This is a genomic window from Weissella sp. LMG 11983, assembly GCF_025908495.1.
In the GTDB taxonomy this organism is placed as follows: domain Bacteria; phylum Bacillota; class Bacilli; order Lactobacillales; family Lactobacillaceae; genus Weissella; species Weissella fermenti.
The window spans coordinates 1,580,338-1,599,179 of the sequence record NZ_JAOZFD010000001.1; the positions used below are offsets into that span (position 1 = coordinate 1,580,338).

Annotated in this window: 21 protein-coding genes and 1 pseudogene; 18 read left to right on the plus strand and 4 right to left on the minus strand. The window is 43.0% G+C overall.

The genetic code is table 11. The features are described from left to right. Positions 1 to 8 precede the first annotated feature (8 nt). On the minus strand, positions 9 to 236 hold the full coding sequence (locus tag OIT45_RS07915) for a hypothetical protein (protein WP_003608951.1): 228 nt from the start codon (positions 234 to 236) through the stop codon (positions 9 to 11). Positions 237 to 311: 75 nt separating this feature from the next. After that, entirely contained in the window at positions 312 to 581 is a 270-nt protein-coding gene (locus tag OIT45_RS07920) for a hypothetical protein (RefSeq protein WP_199404372.1), read from the minus strand. 137 nt (positions 582 to 718) lie between these two features. Between OIT45_RS07920 and OIT45_RS07925 the strand changes: the two genes are divergently transcribed. The 16 genes and pseudogenes from OIT45_RS07925 (at position 719) to OIT45_RS08005 (ending at position 16,219) form a co-directional block, all read left to right on the plus strand. Next, positions 719 to 1,285 (plus strand): hypothetical protein, encoded by a 567-nt coding sequence (locus OIT45_RS07925; RefSeq protein ID WP_135798324.1) that lies wholly within the window; start codon positions 719 to 721, stop codon positions 1,283 to 1,285. 112 nt (positions 1,286 to 1,397) lie between these two features. After that, positions 1,398 to 2,210 (plus strand): annotated as a pseudogene (locus tag OIT45_RS07930) (Cof-type HAD-IIB family hydrolase). Positions 2,211 to 2,333: 123 nt separating this feature from the next. Further along, positions 2,334 to 2,540 carry a hypothetical protein gene (locus OIT45_RS07935; protein ID WP_135798322.1) on the plus strand — a complete coding sequence of 69 codons (207 nt, stop codon included), beginning with the start codon at positions 2,334 to 2,336 and terminating at the stop codon, positions 2,538 to 2,540. A gap of 15 nt (positions 2,541 to 2,555) precedes the next feature. Next, positions 2,556 to 2,786, plus strand: coding sequence for a DUF2922 domain-containing protein (locus OIT45_RS07940; RefSeq protein ID WP_135798321.1), 231 nt, complete (start codon positions 2,556 to 2,558; stop codon positions 2,784 to 2,786). Positions 2,787 to 2,909: 123 nt separating this feature from the next. Beyond that, positions 2,910 to 3,158 (plus strand): hypothetical protein, encoded by a 249-nt coding sequence (locus OIT45_RS07945; RefSeq protein WP_135798320.1) that lies wholly within the window; start codon positions 2,910 to 2,912, stop codon positions 3,156 to 3,158. Positions 3,159 to 4,289: 1,131 nt separating this feature from the next. Beyond that, the gene (locus OIT45_RS07950; protein WP_199404373.1) at positions 4,290 to 5,909 is read left to right on the plus strand and encodes a peptide ABC transporter substrate-binding protein; all 1,620 of its coding nucleotides are present in this window, start codon (positions 4,290 to 4,292) and stop codon (positions 5,907 to 5,909) included. Between the two features lie 17 nt (positions 5,910 to 5,926). Then, the gene (locus OIT45_RS07955; protein ID WP_199404374.1) at positions 5,927 to 7,093 is read left to right on the plus strand and encodes a metal-dependent hydrolase family protein; all 1,167 of its coding nucleotides are present in this window, start codon (positions 5,927 to 5,929) and stop codon (positions 7,091 to 7,093) included. 115 nt (positions 7,094 to 7,208) lie between these two features. Further along, positions 7,209 to 7,379: a hypothetical protein gene (locus OIT45_RS07960; RefSeq protein ID WP_199404375.1), complete on the plus strand. Its 171-nt coding sequence runs from the start codon at positions 7,209 to 7,211 to the stop codon at positions 7,377 to 7,379. A 293-nt stretch (positions 7,380 to 7,672) separates the two neighbouring features. Continuing rightward, positions 7,673 to 8,302 (plus strand): CPBP family intramembrane glutamic endopeptidase, encoded by a 630-nt coding sequence (locus tag OIT45_RS07965; RefSeq protein WP_199404376.1) that lies wholly within the window; start codon positions 7,673 to 7,675, stop codon positions 8,300 to 8,302. A 168-nt stretch (positions 8,303 to 8,470) separates the two neighbouring features. Then, complete coding sequence (locus OIT45_RS07970; protein ID WP_199404377.1) at positions 8,471 to 10,210, plus strand: DUF262 domain-containing protein; 1,740 nt, start codon at positions 8,471 to 8,473, stop codon at positions 10,208 to 10,210. Positions 10,211 to 10,420: 210 nt separating this feature from the next. Next, the gene (locus tag OIT45_RS07980; protein ID WP_199404381.1) at positions 10,421 to 11,242 is read left to right on the plus strand and encodes a DNA adenine methylase; all 822 of its coding nucleotides are present in this window, start codon (positions 10,421 to 10,423) and stop codon (positions 11,240 to 11,242) included. A gap of 6 nt (positions 11,243 to 11,248) precedes the next feature. Continuing rightward, positions 11,249 to 12,667 (plus strand): type II restriction enzyme, encoded by a 1,419-nt coding sequence (locus OIT45_RS07985; RefSeq protein WP_199404378.1) that lies wholly within the window; start codon positions 11,249 to 11,251, stop codon positions 12,665 to 12,667. Then, positions 12,651 to 12,911, plus strand: coding sequence for a transposase (locus OIT45_RS07990; protein WP_199404344.1), 261 nt, complete (start codon positions 12,651 to 12,653; stop codon positions 12,909 to 12,911). Before OIT45_RS07985 ends, OIT45_RS07990 begins: the two co-directional genes overlap by 17 nt. A 2-nt stretch (positions 12,912 to 12,913) precedes the next feature. Next, on the plus strand, positions 12,914 to 13,741 hold the full coding sequence (locus OIT45_RS07995; protein ID WP_264329899.1) for an IS3 family transposase: 828 nt from the start codon (positions 12,914 to 12,916) through the stop codon (positions 13,739 to 13,741). 484 nt (positions 13,742 to 14,225) lie between these two features. Then, entirely contained in the window at positions 14,226 to 15,125 is a 900-nt protein-coding gene (locus OIT45_RS08000; RefSeq protein WP_199405052.1) for a restriction endonuclease, read from the plus strand. A 131-nt stretch (positions 15,126 to 15,256) separates the two neighbouring features. Then, a complete protein-coding gene (locus OIT45_RS08005; protein WP_264330086.1) occupies positions 15,257 to 16,219 on the plus strand; it encodes a DUF3883 domain-containing protein in 963 nt (320 codons plus the stop codon). A gap of 318 nt (positions 16,220 to 16,537) precedes the next feature. Here the strand turns inward: OIT45_RS08005 and OIT45_RS08010 are convergent, their stop codons facing one another. Continuing rightward, positions 16,538 to 17,365 (minus strand): IS3 family transposase, encoded by an 828-nt coding sequence (locus OIT45_RS08010; protein WP_264330066.1) that lies wholly within the window; start codon positions 17,363 to 17,365, stop codon positions 16,538 to 16,540. Between the two features lie 2 nt (positions 17,366 to 17,367). Further along, positions 17,368 to 17,628: a transposase gene (locus OIT45_RS08015; RefSeq protein WP_264329950.1), complete on the minus strand. Its 261-nt coding sequence runs from the start codon at positions 17,626 to 17,628 to the stop codon at positions 17,368 to 17,370. A 162-nt stretch (positions 17,629 to 17,790) separates the two neighbouring features. On the opposite strand from OIT45_RS08015, the gene OIT45_RS08020 reads away from it, so the two are divergent. Continuing rightward, positions 17,791 to 18,540 carry an NAD(P)-dependent oxidoreductase gene (locus OIT45_RS08020; protein ID WP_319606972.1) on the plus strand — a complete coding sequence of 250 codons (750 nt, stop codon included), beginning with the start codon at positions 17,791 to 17,793 and terminating at the stop codon, positions 18,538 to 18,540. Beyond that, a complete protein-coding gene (locus tag OIT45_RS12550) occupies positions 18,482 to 18,793 on the plus strand; it encodes an NAD(P)-dependent oxidoreductase (RefSeq protein WP_319606973.1) in 312 nt (103 codons plus the stop codon). The genes OIT45_RS08020 and OIT45_RS12550 overlap by 59 nt, the downstream gene beginning before the upstream one ends. Positions 18,794 to 18,842 lie beyond the last annotated feature (49 nt).

Consider the following 18,842-nt stretch of genomic DNA (forward strand, 5'->3'; position numbering starts at 1 on the left):
ACAAATCACTAATTTTTCTTAACTGCATCGCCGTAAGCGGTGTAATTTTCATCGCCCATCAAGCGAACGTTCAATACTTCATCAGCGCCAAGCTTGTCAGCTTCCTTGGCCAAATCAGCTAATGCGCCAGTGGGTGACATAGCGATTGATGTGACGATTTGAATTGCTTCAAACCCGGCTGGAATATCGCCGACTGTCATTGGCAATGAAAAATCTTTGTTTCCGAAAAGTCCCATAGTCGTGGACCACCTTTCTTCCTAATTGTTGCCTTCATTATACAAATTCCGGTGACAAAAAGGGTGGCTGGTGTCTTAGCGTGAAACTGCGATTTCTAGTGTGACGTCAATTTCACGACCCAAGGCATCATAGTGGCCATAAGTTGGGTAGGTGGCAAAGAACCCAATTGCAGTTGGCGTGTCATCTGACAATTGGGCGGTCAGGTCACGAATTAATTGTTGCGTTTTCTCCAAGTCGAAGGGGATGTCGCGAATATCAGCATCCAACTCGACAGCGCCAAGGAAACCATCGATATCATTATCGGTGAACAAGGGCTCACGTTCATAAAGGTAGGTATAAGTCATGCGGTTACCATCCGTCTGATTTTTAGTTAGTAACGTTATTATAGCCCACTTTGTACAAAGGAGCTAAATCTTCAGAGATTAAGCGCTTGCATGGTAAAATGTAAGTACAAAAGAACGTGACTACGGAGGAAATAATTATGGTTGATGTTGCACACCAAGAAGCGATTGAGCAAGTTATTTTGAATTTGAAGGCCCAGGTGGCTGGTTTGAACCAACAAATTGAAGCCTTGTCTAACTTGCTTGAAATGAAGACAGAAGATGTTGATATCCACGATGTGCCAGGTCAAATCAAGCGCGCAGCGGCAGCGGTTGCTGGCACTGATCACTTGAACATGATTTTGGTCCGTGGTGAAAGCTACGAGATGCGTGAGCGCATGATTAAGGAAGCGTTGGATGCACAAGTTCATGTGACTGGCGTTGAACAATTTGTAGAAGACTACGAGGCTGGTTTGCGTGGTGGTCAAGTTGGTACGCAAAAGTTCAAGGACACATACGACGGTTACGAAGTATTGGTTATTGAAAACCTTGAGCAATTGGCTGGTGATAAGCCTAAGCTACAAGAAGAAATCTTTGATCGCGTTTACCAACGTTCAGAAGAAGGCAAGTTGACCATCTTGTCAGGTAACGCAGCGTTCATTATCGGAAGTGAATCAGAAGAATACCTACACATGTTGAGTTTGGGAAAGAACGTCTTCGTGGGTTAATGATTGAGGGATATGCCAAATCGGCGTATCCCTTTCTTGTATCATTCAAACATTCTTGTCATACTAGTACTGAGGGAGCGGAGGAAAGCATAGAAAGACTGGGGGACTTTTGATGGCATTTCCAAAACTAATTGCAGTTGACTTGGATGGCACTTTCTTTGATAAGCACCAACAAGTGAATGCACACAAATTTACGAAGCTACTGGATTACTTGGATGAACGCGATTATCATTTTGTAGCAGCGACGGGTAATGGTCGTACAACGGTGGATAATTTTTTGGCGCCGTTCGTAGGCCGCTTTGATTACGTCGTGTAAAACGGGGGCCAAGTTGTCACGAAGGATAACAAGGAACTGGCGTTGCACAGTTTGTCACGTGAACACATGGAAATCGCGATGAAAGCGGTGGCTGAGTCGCCATTATCACCAGGCCACGGAAACGTTTATAGTACCGCAAACAACGGCTACATGATGCGTTCTGATAAGGGACAAGGTGAGCTTTATCACTACATGGAGATCGAATTTCCTAATTTGATGTTCATCGACAGTTTGGATGAAATTACCGAACCGGTTTTGAAAATCATTGTGAACTGGCCAGAAGAACACGCGGAAGCCTTTATGGCTCAGCTGAACCGTGAGCTAGCTGGAACCGCGCACGTGACTACGTCAGGCTTCGGCATGATTGATATCGTGGCGCCAAACATCAACAAGGCAGTTGGCCTGCAGGAACTTGGTGCCTATTATGGTATCGAACCAGCAGAGATGGCAGCGTTTGGGGATGGTGGTAATGACATCGAGATGCTACGCCTTGTTGGCCACCCATTTGCGATGACCAACGCAGCGCAGCCGTTGTTGGATGAGTTCCCACCAACGGTTTCAGATAATAATCATGATGGTGTTTTGGACACAATCGGGACATGGCAATAACCATAATTGGACGGCTTGAAAAAGTCGTCCTTTTTTCTTGCGACAAAACGGCTCACTCATTTCGTTAGTATAGGTGTCGACAAAAACAGGTGGCCACCTAAATGAATTTGGAGGAATGACGAAATGACGGGACAAATGAAGGTACGATATGTGACGAAGGCAACGGAGACGGGAGCTGAATACGTCCGCACGTTCAATGTAAAGGTTGGCACGACGGACGAACAACTGCGTCAACTTGGTCAGGTTATCGTGAACCTTGGTGTTGAAACGGAAATCGTGTCAATTTCGGCAACGGAAGTGAATGCGTATGATGCAGGTTTGGCAGAGTAATCGGAGGTAGTGAACATGAAGAAGTTGGATTTGGTATTTGAGGGGAAGTTTGCAAAGGTTGCTGGTGCGAAGGTGCATTTGAAGATGGTGAACCTTGATCCGGATTTGACGCCGGACCGCGTTAAGGCGGCGATGGCGGAGTTGGCATCATTTGATTTCTTGGTTGATACTAATGGTGTGCCAATCTACGGCAAGCCATTGGGTGCTAATGTGATTGAAACCACGACGGAAGAATTAGTTGCATAATTGTTAAAAGGGGCCGGTTTGAATAGACCGGCTCTTTTCGTATAGGGTGTAAAACTAGGCAGAGGCGGGTTAAAAACGGTATAATTTACTTTATGAAAGTAAAACTTACGAGAGGGGCTCAAGATGGTAACTGTAATTAAGCGTTATGAAGACGCAGAAGTGATGGCGTTTGATTATTTCATCGAAGCCCACCATGACGTTTACGAAGATACTGGCCACATTGTCATGAAGTCGAATGGTGGTATGGCAACTTGGCGTGCGGTGAATGATGGGGATGAAACCTATCTTAAGACAGCGCTGACAGCACTGTTTGAACGGCGTGATGAAAACGGTGGTGTCTACCCAGAGCAAGTTGGTGCAGCGACTGCTTAACGCGTGATTTGAATGAATGAAAATTTTTGGCGACAAAAGCGACTAATCTTATACCTCGTTTAAGTTTGACGCCTTAATATGGCAGGTGTTGAGAGGGGGAACCTCCTCAACGAACCCATAGCAAATAACTACTCATGCTGTTCAAGGCCCCACCTTGAACAAACCCTACTCCTTAAACAATTAGCAGACGCCCATCTGCTGATGTCAAACGCCACTGGACTGCCCGTCCGGTGGCGTTTTCTGTTGGGCAAAACGGAGAATCGAAATTTAAGTCTCAGTTCAGGCAACGTTATTAATTCTTTAAGGTTCCGGCTATATTATTAATCATGTCGAAAGGGGATAACCCTTACGACGCGAAACCCATAGCAATGAAAACATACTCCTGTTCAAGTATGACATCTTGAACTCCTACTCCTTAAAATAACGAACAGATCGCTGATTGCCCAATCAGCTCGATCCGAAAACGCCACTAGTATCCCAGCTAGTGGTGTTTTTGTTTGCAACCAAGTTGAGAAGCACTTTGCGTACGGACAATACCCAAAATTAAGCTAACTTTCAGCCACAGTTATTTCTGAGTTAAGGTTTCGGCTTTATTATTAATCATGTCGAAAGGGGATAACCCTTAAGACGTGAAACCCATAGCAATCAACATATCTCATACTCCCTTGTCTGTGAATCCCATCGCAGACAATCCTACTCCTTAAAAATAACAAATAGATCGCCGACATCCCAATCGGCTTGATCCGAAAATGCCACTAGATTTCCCACCTAGTGGCATTTTTGTTTTCCGTAAAACGTTTAATTAAAATTAAATTAGAAAACGGTGTTGACATTATCATTTAGGTCCGCTATTCTTAACACATCAAATAAAGCATGAGGCATTATCATGAACAATTCAGGTCACACAACAGCATATTCAGTTAATGCCTTTACGTCATTCGCGTTTTTCTTTTTTAAGAAGCGGTGAATGATGGCTTTTAAGCAAGCTAGCTTTCACCGCGATGGGTGAAGGCTAGTGGATTATTCGATATTACACACGAGTAACGACTAGTATCTTCCGGATGGATACTGGTCGTTTTTTATTTTGACTAAAGCGCTTTAGTAACTCGCCAAACCATGAGGAGTTACGACATGAACACGAAGACACTAGCATTGATGACACTTGCAACGGCAACGCTTGGATGTATGGTTACACCAGCGGGGGAGGTTGCAGCATCAGACAAGATTATTAATTGGACGCAATCGGCTGATTTGAGCACACTTGATCCATCTCGTGCGCCAGATGTAGCCTCATCACAAATTATTGACCAGTCGGGGCAAGGCTTGTATCGATCTGGCAAGAACAACGAACCAAAGTTGGCGGATGCCGAGAAGGTCGACGTATCTGAAGATGGTAAGACTTGGACGATTACCTTGCGCGACAACTTGAAGTGGTCGAACGGTGACCCTGTGACGGCGCAAGATTACGTTTACGGTTGGCAACGGACAATCGACCCCAAGAACGCTTCAACATCAGCTAACTTGATGTACAACATCAAAAACGCCAAGGCACTCAATACCGGCGAACAAACTGATTTGTCAGCGCTAGGTATCAAGGCCCTTGATGATAAGACGTTGCAGATTTCGCTGATTGCACCTGAACCGATGATGGCCAAGATTCTAACGGAAAAGGGCTTTTATCCACAAAACCAAGCTTTCGAAAACAAGGTGGGTGACAAGTACGGGTCAACGGCAAAAGACACGCTCTATAACGGTCCGTTCAAGGTCGTGGGTTGGAATGGGTCAAACAAGTCATACCGCTTGGTGAAGAACAAATACTACATCGATGCCAAGCAGGTGAAGCCTAAGGAAGTTCACTTCCAAACGGTGACGGACTCATCAACGGGTTACAACTTGTACCAATCAAACAAGGTCGATTACACCGAGTTGTCAGCAACCCAAATCAAGGGTGTGAAGAGTAAGCCAGGTTATCACCAAATCAAGCAAGCGCGTACGCAATACTTGGCCTTCAACGTGAAGACGGGCATTTTGTCTAACCAAACGGCCCGCCAAGCGATTCAACGGGCCATCAACAAGGCGGCGATGGTGAAGAACGTCATGTCTGATTCAGCCACGATGAGCAAGACGTTTACGCCAGTTGGCATTGTGACGGATCCGAAGACGAAGAGCGATTTCGCGAAGGTGAATGCAGTTAAGAACACAGGTTACAGCACTAAGGAAGCTAAGCGCCTTTGGCAAAAAGCGATGAAGCAAGAAGGACTTAAAAAGACGTCACTAACTTTGTTGGCTGACAATGATGATTCATCTAAGAACCAAGCCCAATTCTTGCAGTCACAACTCGAAAGCCATTTGCCAGGCTTGCAAGTGACAGTGAAGACGCAACCCAAAACAGCCCGTGTGAAGGCGATGTTGTCATCACAATTCGAGATGGTTTTGGTGGGCTGGAATGGTGATTACGCCGATCCACTAGCATTCTTGGCGAACTGGCAAACGGGTGCAACAGCCAACTTTGGTAACTGGACTGATGAGAACTATGACGCTGCGTTGACCGCAGCCCAAACAATAGACGCGATGGATAATGAAGCTCGCATGGCCGACTTGGGACGCGCCGAGAAGATTTATCAAACGCAGGTGCCAGCAACGACGCTATTCGATGTGACAAATTCAGTGATGATTAACCCTAAGGTAACTGGGGTTCAAATTAATACAGTCGGTGCAACATTCGACTTTACAAAAGCGGTTAAGAAATAATACGTGGGGAAAATGATATGACAATTGTTAATTATGTTGGTGGAAATGTGTATGTGACAAACGAGGGGTTCATGTCACAAACAGTGTCAGTTGATACGGAATCTGGTCAGGTGGTTGAGACCGTCCGCGAGGCTGATCAAACGGTTGATGTGCAAGGCAAGTATCTAGTGCCAGGGCTGATTAATGCCCATACGCACATTGTGATGGCAGCTGACGGCCGTGAACGTGCCGGTCAGGACGTGACGTTGGATACATTGGTTGCGTTGCAGAATTTGCAGGATGCGATTGCGAGTGGGGTAACGACAATTCGTGACGCTGGTTCAACGGATAATATCGATTTGAAGTTGGCAAGCAAGATTCGCCAACAACGTCTACAATTGCCAGACATCATCGGTAGTGGCGCAGCGTTGACGATGACGGGTGGTCACGGGTCAAAAATTGGTATGGAAGTCGATGGTGTTGACGAAGTGCGCAAGGCAGCCCGTTGGAATCTTAAGCACGGAGCGCAAACAATTAAGCTGATGGCAACCGGTGGCGTGAGCTTGGATGGTGAGCAACCAACGGATGAGCAACTATCAGTGGAAGAGTTGACGGCAGCAGTGCTTGAAGCACACCACAAGGGCAAGCCAGCGATGGCTCACGCACAAGGAACGCAGGGCATTAAGAATGCCATCTTGGCCGGTGTTGATTCAGTTGAACACGCGGTGTATTTGGATGACGAAACCATCCAAATGTTATTGGATACAAATACGGCGATTGTGCCAACAATGGCGGCACCTTGGCAGATGTTGCAACACAAGGATGATATTCCAGCTTATATGTACGATAAGGCTTCAGCGTTGTGGGAGGCGCACCAACAAAGTATTCGTGATGCAGCTGCCGCTGGTGTGAATGTTGTGATGGGGACAGATGCTGGTACAAGTTATAACGATTTCAAGTCTGGACCTGGTGTGGAAATTCGCTTGTTGGCGAGCGTGGGGATGACACCGGAACAAGTGTTGCTCGCATCAACAGTTCGTGGGGCAGAATTGTTGGGCGTTGCTGACCGTGTTGGTGAATTGGCGCCAGGCAAGGATGCGGACATGTTGATTTTGGACCGTAATCCATTGGAAGATTTGGCCGTGTTGACGGACGCGCCACGTGTTATCAAGCGTGGTCAGGTTGTGACTGGCAGTTTGAATTAAACAAGAAACGCCGCTGGTTAGGGGACTAGCGGCGTTTTTGTGTGAGCTGGAAATCAGCATGTTTTGGGGATTACGCGTAAAATTAATGTGAGAATGAATGAAGAGGTGGACGGTGATGTATATCATTGAAATTAATGGTCAGTACGTACAAGACATCAGTAACGGCATGCCACGATTTGTCTTTGGCAAGTTCGGTGCCCGTCAGTTTTACAGTGAATGGGATGCTCAAAATTATGCCAACATGAATGGGTACTACGGCGTGATGAACATCGTCAGTGCGTACTAATTAAGGTAACTTTCAGCCCTGGTTATTGGTGCGTTAAGGTAGCAACCTTATTATTAATCATGTCGAAAGGGGGATAACCCCTAAAGACAATCCCAAAGAATGACTCATATTCCCGTTTGAGACTCCCAACTCAAACACTCTACTCCTTAAAATGTAGATCGCCGGTAACCCAGCCGGCTTGATCCGAAGACACCACTAATCATTTTGATTGGTGGTGTTTTTGTTTTGAATGAAAAATAAATATGAATGTCGTTTTTTTGAATAGTAGACTGATTATATATGAGGAGGTATTTATGAGAAGTGTTAGTAAGATAGTTAAGCGATTGCTATTGTTGTTTGGGATATTCTTGTTAGAACAATTAGCCACGATACCATCGTTTATTGCGTCTGATGAAGCCAAAACAATGACCGGTATTCTAATTGGAGTTGGTCTCACGATATTATTTAGTGCTTTATTTATTCATTATTCGTGGCCAAAACAATTGTGGCCGTCATTAAAGAATATTGATTGGAAAGCAGTGGGCGTTGCATTTCTGATTATTCTGGCTTTTCAAGTTTTATTTGGAGTATTGGCTGATCTATGGCATATCCCAACGAATGAGAATCAAAAGTTAATCATGGATGAACTTCGTAAAACATATTATTTGGCGGCTTTTATTGATATTGTGATGGCACCAATAATGGAAGAAATTATTTTTCGATTTAAGTTTTTTGAGTACTTTGGTGAGTTCATGAGTAAATGGGTTGGCATTATCCTGAATGGTATTTTGTTCATGGTAGTTCATTCAACTGATTTGAATGTCGTGACACTAGTATATTTTGTAATTGGGGCCGTACTTGCATATGTCTACAGACGTCGCAATAATTTGGGTGACTCAATTGCCCTGCATATCTTGAACAACGCATACGCTATTATTCTTTAATATTATTTTTGAAACGCCACTGATCGTCTTGATTGGTGGTGTTTTTGTGTTGAAAGAAAGTTTGAATGTACTTTATCTAGTGAGTGAGAAAACGGAGAATTTGTTTGCCTCTAGATCTAAATAATGATCTAATTATTATAGTTAACAGTGATGGGGGTATATGTAATTATGGGTGTTCCAATTAAAATTCCACAGCCGGCTGGACTAACGATGGAGATGCTTTTTCAACAAAACGTTTTTTCTGTTCCGGTATATCAACGAAATTATTCATGGAAACAAAATGAAGTTTTGGATTTCTGGAGAGATTTAGAAGATCTAATCGAAGAACGACGCAATAACCACTTTTTTGGTCAGGTGGTTACATTTAATCATGACAATATTCAAGATTTAATTGATGGACAACAACGAATGACTACTAGTACGATTTTTTTGGCAGTTATTCGAGACACAGCTCAGAAGATGCTGACGGATGAAGCAGATCAACTAACTCAAGATTCAAGAGATACGCTCCGTGATATCATGCGAGATATCAACCAACGATTGATTCGTGGTGAAAATGGAGAGCAGGCTACGTTGAAGTTACAAGTATCCTCTGAATCTGATAGAGAGTTGCAAGATTATTTTTACAAGCGGACACATTCACAAGACGTGAATTATTTGGATAATAGTCAAAAGACTGAACCCATGAAAAACATGGATGCAGCGTACTTGGAATTTCAGCGGGGAATTGATAAGTCGCTTTCGCAGAAGAAGACATTGGGTGAACGTATCAACTTGCTTGACCGAACTTTGAGAACGTTCATTGAAAAATTCTACGTTGTCATGATCTCAGCACCAACGCAAAGGGATGCATTCATTATTTTTGAAACACTAAATAGTCGTGGTGCAGACCTAAAGCCATCTGATATTATCAAGAATCACATTATGTTCTTGTTGGAAGATGATTTGGAAAATACTAATTTGCTTTGGGCAAAGGTTTCTGATCAGTTGAACGCAGATAGTGATCGAATTACTTCGTATATTCGTTCTTATTGGACGGCTACGCGCAGGTTAGTAACAGAAGGCGCATTGTATCGCTCTTTAAGCCAAGAGTTGAATTCTAAGTCAGAAGGCAAGGACTTTTTGGATGACTTGGTTGAACTTGTACATGCGTATGATGTGCTAGAAAACCCGTGGAGTCCAGTTGCAAACCGAGATCTATTTAAGAATCGTATGTTGCACGCTGAAATAGATATTTTGGACAAGATGAGTGTAAAGTTGTACTATCCAATATTCTTATCAATGCGGAAGCAACGTTTTGATGAACAACAAATTGCCCAAGTGCTTCATCAGGTAATTTCGATCTTTGTACGACACCGCACCATTTTGAACAATGGAACCAACACTTTGGAAAGCGGATTCGCAACAACTGCGAATAAGATTTATCGAGGTGAGTTAACAAGTGTTAATGATATCAACACGGATTTGAAGCGGCCTGTTATGCTTCATTCTGATGCAGATGTACTCGCTGCCTTTTCTGTTCTCTCAAAGGACGGCGGACAGCGCGGACAGAAAAAATGGGCACTTACTTATTTGTTGAGCGAGCTCGCATATGCCGATAACGAAGAAGATTACTATGAAGATGTATTCCGAGAAGATAAGTATGAACTAGTCCGTATCGCTGAGTTAAACGATATGACTGATGACGTAGATACAGATCATGAATCTCGAATTGGAAATTGGACGCTTATCGAGAAAGCGTATAAGTTTGACGAGCGTGATGCAGATGGAAAGTACCAGGCATTACACGGCTCACTGTTCCCAGGTAACGACGTCTTAGCTGAGCAAGTTAAACAAGGCTGGAATAATGATGCTGTGGACGCTCGACAGAACAAAATGAGCGACAATGTTGTTGTGATTTGGCAGTAAGTGGTAAAGGTTGGCAGAGAGATAATTGGAATAGTAGAATCTAAAATTTAATTCGTTTGATCTATAAGGTAACTTGATCAACAATTAAGATCCAAAATTGTATTTGACGGAAATGGATCTAGATCATGCTTAACCAACCAACCAACCAACCAACCAACCAACCAACCAACCAACCAACCAACCAACCAACCAACCAACCAACTAGGTGAGATCCGCCCATTTATTAAGTGGGTCGGTGGAAAAAGGCAGCTCCTTCCGGAATTGGCCAAGTATGTTCCCAAAAATTTTGGAACATACTTTGAGCCGTTTCTGGGTGGGGGTGCCTTTTTGCTGTCTTTAGAACCAAATAAAGCGGTTGTTAATGATTTTAATCCTGAATTGGCGAACGTATGGCGTGTGGTGCGTGATCAACCGGAGGAATTGTTAACTAAGCTAGTTGAACATCAAGCTAACAATTCTAAGGAATATTATCTTGATTTGCGACTAACGGATCGTGATGGCCGTTTGGAAAAGATGACGGAAATCGAGCGAGCAGCGCGTTTCATCTACATGATTAAGGTCGGGTTCAACGGCTTGTGGCGTGTTAACAGTAAGGGGCAAAACAACGTCCCATACGGTAAATATAAGAATCCGAAGATCGCTGACGAGGCGACAATTCACCGTGTTTCGGAATATTTGAATAATGCAGATATCGATATTTTGACGGGAGATTTTGAGAAGGCAGTTGAAAAAGCGCAGACTGGGGATTTTGTGTACTTTGATCCGCCATATATCCCAGCAAGCGATACGGCTAGTTTTACAAGTTACTCAAGTGAATTTGGTTACAACGAACAGGTGCGTCTACGTGACTTGTTTAAGGAATTGAAGGATCGTGGCGTGTACGTGCTGCTGTCTAACAATGACGTGCCATTACTTCATGAACTTTATGAAGGAGTCGGCGTAATTGAAACCGTTGAAGCGCACCGATTTGTGGCCGCGAAAGCAAGTAGTCGTGCAAAAGTTTCTGAGGTGCTGGTACGTAGTTGGGGGTAAACGATCATGGCCAAAGTAAGAAGTAGAAAGCAAGATATCGCATGGCAATATTTATTTGACCGTTTTGACATTCCTGACAAAATTGAAAAAAATGGCGGATTTGAAATTACGAGTAGCGATATCAATAAGTACGTGCGAGAGTATTACGCCAATCGGCCTGATAACGCGCCGGATGCACGGAATTTGTTGAAGTTTGACTTCAGCAGCGATTTACCAGAGGTGTTTAAAGAGTCGGTTAATAAGGAAGTGTTTGGTAAGAAAGCTCAATTCTCATTGATGCCTATGGGGAAGGATCGTTATGAGATTTCAGACTTCAAGACTTTTGAAAATTTGAAATATGAAGTGCTCGAACCAGTGCGCATGACATTTCCTAAATGGATTTCTGGCATTCGTCCAGAGAGTCCAGAAACAATAAATGGTGAGGCGGTTGCACAATCAGTTGCTGAAATGAGTGGCATGTTGAAGTATGTCATGAATGATTTGGATGCTGATGTTGTTGCAACACTTAGTGGTAAAAAGGGAACCGGATTGATCGACTTCCAGATTAGTCATTTTAGGGATGGGAAAACTAAATTTGTGATCGATGGCTGGCAATCTGAGATCGATGGCGTGTATGAATCGCCCAGTCGAGTGTTGATTATCGAATCGAAGAAGAAGCGACCAGAGGATTTCAATATTCGTCAGTTGTATATTCCGACTCGGATTTATCATGATCAAATGAAGTTCCCGAAGGAGATATATTCGGCATATTTCACTTACACAGATGATGTGTTTTCGTTCCACGTTTATCAATTTTCTGATATCAACGACTTCAACTCACTTAAGAAAATTCGAGAATATGAATTTGTGTTTGAGGAAGAATCGAAGCCAGTTACGCGCGAAACGTTGAAAATGTTATTAGCACAGGAGCCTAATTCGAAGGAACCAAGGCGAGAAGACGGTGAGTTAGTGCCTTTCATTCAGGCTAACGATCCGGAAAAGATATTTGAAATCCCGGTTGTATTGAGTGGCAAGTCGATTCAAAGCGAGCAAGGCGATGTCTTTTCTGTTGGAACGAAAGAGTATTTGGCAGAATCGTTTAAGTTCGATATTCGGCAGTCTGATTATTATGCCAACGCAGCGGAGTACTTCGGATTGGCGCAGAAGAAAGATGGCTATTTCAAAGTTTCTGAATTGGGTACCATGTTTATCAAGTGCGATTACAATACAAAGCTGGGGTTGTTTGCAAAGCAATTGATTCAGCGACCAATATTCCGGGCGATGATTGAAGTGTGGATTGCAACAGGACGCTTGCCTGAAAAGAATATTGTTGAAGATTTGATCCGATTACATCGACCTGCTCTTATGATGAGATTCCGGACTAGTTTTTCTAGTTTGGTAAAATATCATCATAGGAGTATTTTTATTTATGGTTACACGTTATGAAGAGGACTTTAAAAAGTCCATCGTGGAGATGGTTAAAGCGGGCCGTCGGCCCGATGAATTATCCAAGGAATACGGTCCTTCAGCCGATTCAATTCGGAATTGGGTCAAAAAATATGCGCCTGTAGAAGTGAATGGCGAATCAATATCAGCTGATGAATTGAAGAAGTTGCGTAAGGAAAACGCAATTTTGAAAGAAGAGCTCGAAATTTTAAAACGTGCGGCGGTGTTGCTGGCAAAACATTAGTTTTGCGCGGTAGAAGTGTTGTTTTACCAATTATCCACAAAAATTTGGTACAGGGGCACCGCATCACACGCGTTCTGAGTGCTTTGAAAATTCCAATGTCCACTTACTCTGACTGGATCCATTGGGAGCCGAGCGCACAAGAAATACAACACAACAAATTGAGAATTGCCGTCGAATCAATTTACACAGCCAATAAAGGCATTTATGGTTATCGACGAATTGCTAAAACCATGCGCGACTTATTCAAACTAGCAATCAGCGACCGCTTTGTATGGCAATTGATGAGTGAAGCTGGCTTGAAATCGCGTATGCAAAAGCGATATAACAAGCCTACAACAGTCAATGACAAAGATCAGATGCCAAATCTCATTATCAATCTGGATGACCTAAGTGGCGTAATTACAACTGACATTACGTATATCCAGTTGACCGATAAGACATGGGTTTACATGGCTAGTGCATATGATCCGGAAGACCGTAAGGTGCTGTCGTATCGAATCGCAGATACGATGACAGCTCAACTAGCAACCTCAGTAATCGTTAAGGCGCTAAGACGAGGTGAAAAACCACTGTATGTGCATAGCGATATGGGAAGCCAGTATACCAGCGAATTGTTTGAAAATACACTGGAGTCCATAGGTATTAGGCACTCTTACTCCCGTAAAGGGCACCCTTACGATAATGCCCGCATCGAAAGTTTTCACTCGTTACTCAAGAGGGAGCTGATCTACCAACAGGATTTCGAGAGTATCGCTGATGTGCAAGCCGCTGTTGGATGGTACGTCAACTGGTATAACAACAATCGTATATCACTCCGTGATGCCGCCTAGACCAATTTCTAGATGACATAAACGCGATTATACAAATTTGCCTATACACCGGCGTTTACAAGCACTGACTTTGTGAAGTCCAAAAATCACTCTGACAAGTGCTTATTTGCTATACCCTCAGACTTGTGAAATTCAACAAAATCCAAACTAGACCACCGTAACTCCATAGCCTCCGGCAGGCACAGGGGCAAAACCCCTGGACCCCATTAAAAAATGACCCAAAATCTGTACGAAATCAGGTCATTTTGAAAAATTTTCGTGGTACGAGCCCTAGCGGGCTCTAAAAAGAGGTCCGGAGTCTTGACATCAGAGCCGACCTGACATTGGCGGTAGCACAGTTCCACGTCGAGCTAGTTCTGTAAACTCGATTATGAATTGGTTTATTACACGAATAGAACACTAGTTAAGGACATACTATATATAAATTGACCGCTGGATCTAAGTGTGATCTAATTTAAGAAAACACTAGAAGGCTGGTTTAGTTATGTCGTTACCTGGAGCAGATAATTTTTTTATACCAACATTGCAGGCTCTTAGAGACATGGGCGGATCTGCTAAATTATCAGCAATTTACGGGCAAGTGGTTGACTTGATGAAGTTGGATGATGAATCCTTAGCGGAAACTACTAAAAGTGGCGAACTTTTGTATAAGAATAGGATTCGTTTTGCTAGACTAATTCTTGTGAAAAATCATTTGGTAAAAGATGACTCTCCAAAGGGACTTTGGGAATTAACAGAGTTAGGGAAAAGACTGGATATTACAAAGTTATCGAGTCATATTTTGCGTAAAGGTATTGCAGTAGACAATGTGGGACCGAATGATCTAATTGAACCACGTATAGAATCAGTAGTTAGTGGTGTAGATGAAAATGATGAAGCTTCTCTTGATAAATGGGAAGCTAAGCTGCTAAAGCTGTTGACTACTAGGACTGATGACGCAACTTATAATAGGGCATTGGATGATAAATTTGAGCGTATAGTAACAGCTTTATTACGGAAAATGTCTGTTGATATGCAGAAAACCCAGGCCAGTAATGATTATGGACTTGATGGGATTGGTTCTTTTTCTATCGGTGGTGTTTTAAAAGAAAAGATAGCATTCCAAGCAAAACGATATGCTCTGGAACGCAAGGTTGGACGACCTGAAATTCAATCATTTTTAGGCGCATTGCGCACTGCAAGAATTCCTAGAGGTATTTTTGTAACAACAGCTACTTTTTCTGCTGAAGCTATAAGGGCGGCTAGTCAGGAAGAAAATGCGATACAGTTAATTGATGGTGAAGAACTAGTTGGATTATTGAAAGAATATCAATTGGGAGTTTCAACAGAAGTTATCAGAGTGGAAAAGGTTAGTTTAGACGAATCGTTCTTTATGGAGGTGTAGTTCAACTTTAATGACAGCGGACCTGTTTGGTTCGCTGTTTTTTCATGCTCTAATAAAAGGTTTGATACGTTAATTGTATATAGTGGTGTTATATTAACGGTGTTAACATTTTTATTTGGGGAGAATTATAAATGAACGTATATCTAGTTGCGCAGAATTCTAGTCATGAAATTGAAAATGAGTACAACTTTTTGTGGTCACCAAAGTTTAACAAGACCGGTGGACGTAACCTGGGATATGAAAATATGAAGCAAGTCAGAAAAGGAGATGTGATTTTGCACTCCTTTGATCAGGCGATAAAGGGAGTAAGTGTTGCTGTGGACGATGTTTACTCTGCCGACCGACCTGATTTTTTAGGGTTTGATTTAGATGAAAAATGGAATCCTGATGGTTGGCGTGTGGATGTGTCGATGATTCCGGTTGATTTTTCACTTCGAAACGATCGAGATTATTATGGTAAAGATGACAGCCAAGTATTTCAAAAGAACGGTCAATTGAATCAACGGTATCTAAGTGTAGTTGGGGAAGGCTTGCTTGATTTTTTCAAGCAAAAAATTCCTCAATTAAAACGTGTTTTGGATAATCAGGAAGTAGAAGAAAGAGGCTCGTGGCGGGAACTGAAGGAGACTGATTTCTCGCTAAATGAACAAGCGAGCTTTGATGTAGATGAATTATCCGCTAATGATTTGCCTGATTATAACAACGATGCTAAAGCTATCATTGGGTTTATTGGCGAACATGCCGCTGTGAAATACTTAAAGGCAAAATACCCTGATGCAAAGGTTAAAGGGCGTTCGCTGAATCTTGATAGTAAAAACGGTGATGATTCTTTGGGCTATGACATTGAGGTTAGATTTAATAATCAAGAGAAATGGTTTATTGATGTAAAGACTACTACAGGTAAGTCGGATATGTTCTATCTGTCTGAAAATGAATATAAAACTGCTTTGAAATTGGAAAATGAAGAGAAGCAAAACTACTTTATTCTGCGAATTTCAAAATTAAACAAAGATACTCTTTCAGGGGATGTCCAAAAGTTAAGCGTAAACGATTTGAGATTAGAAGTGAATTCTTACAAAGCGTTTATTAACTAAATCAGGCTCTGATGTCAAGACTCCGGACCTCTTTTTAGAGCCCGCTAGGGCTCGTACCACGAAAATTTTTCAAAATGACCTGATTTCGTACAGATTTTGGGTCATTTTTTAATGGGGTCCAGGGGTTTTGCCCCTGTGCCTGCCGGAGGCTATGGAGTTACGGTGGTCTAGTTTGGATTTTGTTGAATTTCACAAGTCTGAGGGTATAGCAAATAAGCACTTGTCAGAGTGATTTTTGGACTTCACAAAGTCAGTGCTTGTAAACGCCGGTGTATAGGCAAATTTGTATAATCGCGTTTATGTCATCTAGAAATTGGTCTAGGCGGCATCACGGAGTGATATACGATTGTTGTTATACCAGTTGACGTACCATCCAACAGCGGCTTGCACATCAGCGATACTCTCGAAATCCTGTTGGTAGATCAGCTCCCTCTTGAGTAACGAGTGAAAACTTTCGATGCGGGCATTATCGTAAGGGTGCCCTTTACGGGAGTAAGAGTGCCTAATACCTATGGACTCCAGTGTATTTTCAAACAATTCGCTGGTATACTGGCTTCCCATATCGCTATGCACATACAGTGTTTTTTCACCTCGTCTTAGCGCCTTAACGATTACTGAGGTTGCTAGTTGAGCTGTCATCGTATCTGCAATTCGATACGACAGCACCTTACGGTCTTCCGGATCATATGCACTAGCCATGTAAACCCATGTCTTATCGGTCAACTGGATATACGTAATGTCAGTTGTAATTACGCCACTTAGGTCATCCAGATTGATAATGAGATTTGGCATCTGATCTTTGTCATTGACTGTTGTAGGCTTGTTATATCGCTTTTGCATACGCGATTTCAAGCCAGCTTCACTCATCAATTGCCATACAAAGCGGTCGCTGATTGCTAGTTTGAATAAGTCGCGCATGGTTTTAGCAATTCGTCGATAACCATAAATGCCTTTATTGGCTGTGTAAATTGATTCGACGGCAATTCTCAATTTGTTGTGTTGTATTTCTTGTGCGCTCGGCTCCCAATGGATCCAGTCAGAGTAAGTGGACATTGGAATTTTCAAAGCACTCAGAACGCGTGTGATGCGGTGCCCCTGTACCAAATTTTTGTGGATAATTGGTAAAACAACACTTCTACCGCGCAAAACTAATGTTTTGCCAGCAACACCGCCGCACGTTTTAAAATTTCGAGCTCTTCTTTCAAAATTGCGTTTTCCTTACGCAACTTCTTCAATTCATCAGCTGATATTGATTCGCCATTCACTTCTACAGGCGCATATTTTTTGACCCAATTCCGAATTAAATCGGCTGAAGGACCGTATTCCTTGGATAATTCATCGGGCCGACGGCCCGCTTTAACCATCTCCACGATGGACTTTTTAAAGTCCTCTTCATAACGTGTAACCATAAATAAAAATACTCCTATGATGATATTTTACCAAACTAGAAAAACTAGTCCGGAATCTCATCATAAGAGCATCAAATAGGGTTCACTTACTTTCCAACATTGACCACCCCGACCACCTTCTGTATACTGCGGTATCAAGAAAACTAACTCGGGGGAGCTAGCATGGCTTTTAAGATTGCCGTATTTGGGGTGCGCGACAATGAGGTGCCGTACTTCCATGACTTAAACAAGTACAACTATGACCTAACGTTGGTGCCGGAGAATCTGTCTTTGGCTAACGTGGATAAGGTGGACGGGCATGATGCTGTGTTAGCGCGTGCAAACTGTGCGTTGCATGCTGACATGTTGCAAAAGCTGTCAGCGCACGGCATCAAGTATGTCTTCACACGAACAGTCGGACACAGTCACATTGATTTACATTTCGCTAAGGAATACGGCCTGACGGTGGCGTACGTGCCTAGCTACTCACCATATGCGGTGGCTGAGTTGGCATTTACGTTAGCTTTGATGCAACAACGTCAAACCACATTAGCTGTTGCAAATGCAGCCAAGGGGCAATTCCAAGTGCTGCCACAAATGTTTGCGACAGAGCTACACAACTTGACGGTTGGTATTATCGGTACTGGCCGTATCGGGCAAGCTGAAGCTGAATTGTGGCGTGGGGTTGGCGCAACAGTACTTGGCTATGATGTTTATCAAAACGACAAGGCCAAGGAGTTGCTAACGTATGTGTCTGAGGATGAGCTATTAGTGAAGTCCGACATTGTCTCACTTCACGTGCCACATTTCCCAGGTAAGAACGATTTCATACTTCAACGCAGCATACGTTGCGAAGATGAAGGACGGCGCTGTGTTGGTCAACACGGCGCGTGCAGAAATCACCAATCAGGATGCAATCCTGGCTGCCGTTGAAGCTGGCAAGTTGCGTGGCTTTGCGACTGACGTAATTGCGGATGAGCGTCACTACTTTGGTAAAGACTTCCATGGTGAATCAACCGGCAATGCGACGGTTGATAAGATGATGGCTTTATACCCGCAAGTCATCGTGACACCACACATGGGCTCATATACAGAAGGAGCATTGATGGACATGATTGCCATTAGCTTCGAGAACTTTAACGATGTCCTAACAACTGGTACGTCGCGAAATTTGGTTGAAGTTTAATAACGACAGAAAGCAGGTTCCGTTTTGGGCCTGCTTTTACTTTTTGTTC

Bases quoted from the DNA above. Each gene is read 5' to 3' on its own strand.
- OIT45_RS07915 (WP_003608951.1), bottom strand. From the start codon at position 236: ATGGGACTTTTCGGAAACAAAGATTTTTCATTGCCAATGACAGTCGGC.
- OIT45_RS07920 (WP_199404372.1), bottom strand. From the start codon at position 581: ATGACTTATACCTACCTTTATGAACGTGAGCCCTTGTTCACCGATAAT.
- OIT45_RS07925 (WP_135798324.1), top strand. From the start codon at position 719: ATGGTTGATGTTGCACACCAAGAAGCGATTGAGCAAGTTATTTTGAAT.
- OIT45_RS07935 (WP_135798322.1), top strand. From the start codon at position 2,334: ATGACGGGACAAATGAAGGTACGATATGTGACGAAGGCAACGGAGACG.
- OIT45_RS07940 (WP_135798321.1), top strand. From the start codon at position 2,556: ATGAAGAAGTTGGATTTGGTATTTGAGGGGAAGTTTGCAAAGGTTGCT.
- OIT45_RS07945 (WP_135798320.1), top strand. From the start codon at position 2,910: ATGGTAACTGTAATTAAGCGTTATGAAGACGCAGAAGTGATGGCGTTT.
- OIT45_RS07950 (WP_199404373.1), top strand. From the start codon at position 4,290: ATGAACACGAAGACACTAGCATTGATGACACTTGCAACGGCAACGCTT.
- OIT45_RS07955 (WP_199404374.1), top strand. From the start codon at position 5,927: ATGACAATTGTTAATTATGTTGGTGGAAATGTGTATGTGACAAACGAG.
- OIT45_RS07960 (WP_199404375.1), top strand. From the start codon at position 7,209: ATGTATATCATTGAAATTAATGGTCAGTACGTACAAGACATCAGTAAC.
- OIT45_RS07965 (WP_199404376.1), top strand. From the start codon at position 7,673: ATGAGAAGTGTTAGTAAGATAGTTAAGCGATTGCTATTGTTGTTTGGG.
- OIT45_RS07970 (WP_199404377.1), top strand. From the start codon at position 8,471: ATGGGTGTTCCAATTAAAATTCCACAGCCGGCTGGACTAACGATGGAG.
- OIT45_RS07985 (WP_199404378.1), top strand. From the start codon at position 11,249: ATGGCCAAAGTAAGAAGTAGAAAGCAAGATATCGCATGGCAATATTTA.
- OIT45_RS07990 (WP_199404344.1), top strand. From the start codon at position 12,651: ATGGTTACACGTTATGAAGAGGACTTTAAAAAGTCCATCGTGGAGATG.
- OIT45_RS08000 (WP_199405052.1), top strand. From the start codon at position 14,226: ATGTCGTTACCTGGAGCAGATAATTTTTTTATACCAACATTGCAGGCT.
- OIT45_RS08005 (WP_264330086.1), top strand. From the start codon at position 15,257: ATGAACGTATATCTAGTTGCGCAGAATTCTAGTCATGAAATTGAAAAT.
- OIT45_RS08015 (WP_264329950.1), bottom strand. From the start codon at position 17,628: ATGGTTACACGTTATGAAGAGGACTTTAAAAAGTCCATCGTGGAGATG.
- OIT45_RS08020 (WP_319606972.1), top strand. From the start codon at position 17,791: ATGGCTTTTAAGATTGCCGTATTTGGGGTGCGCGACAATGAGGTGCCG.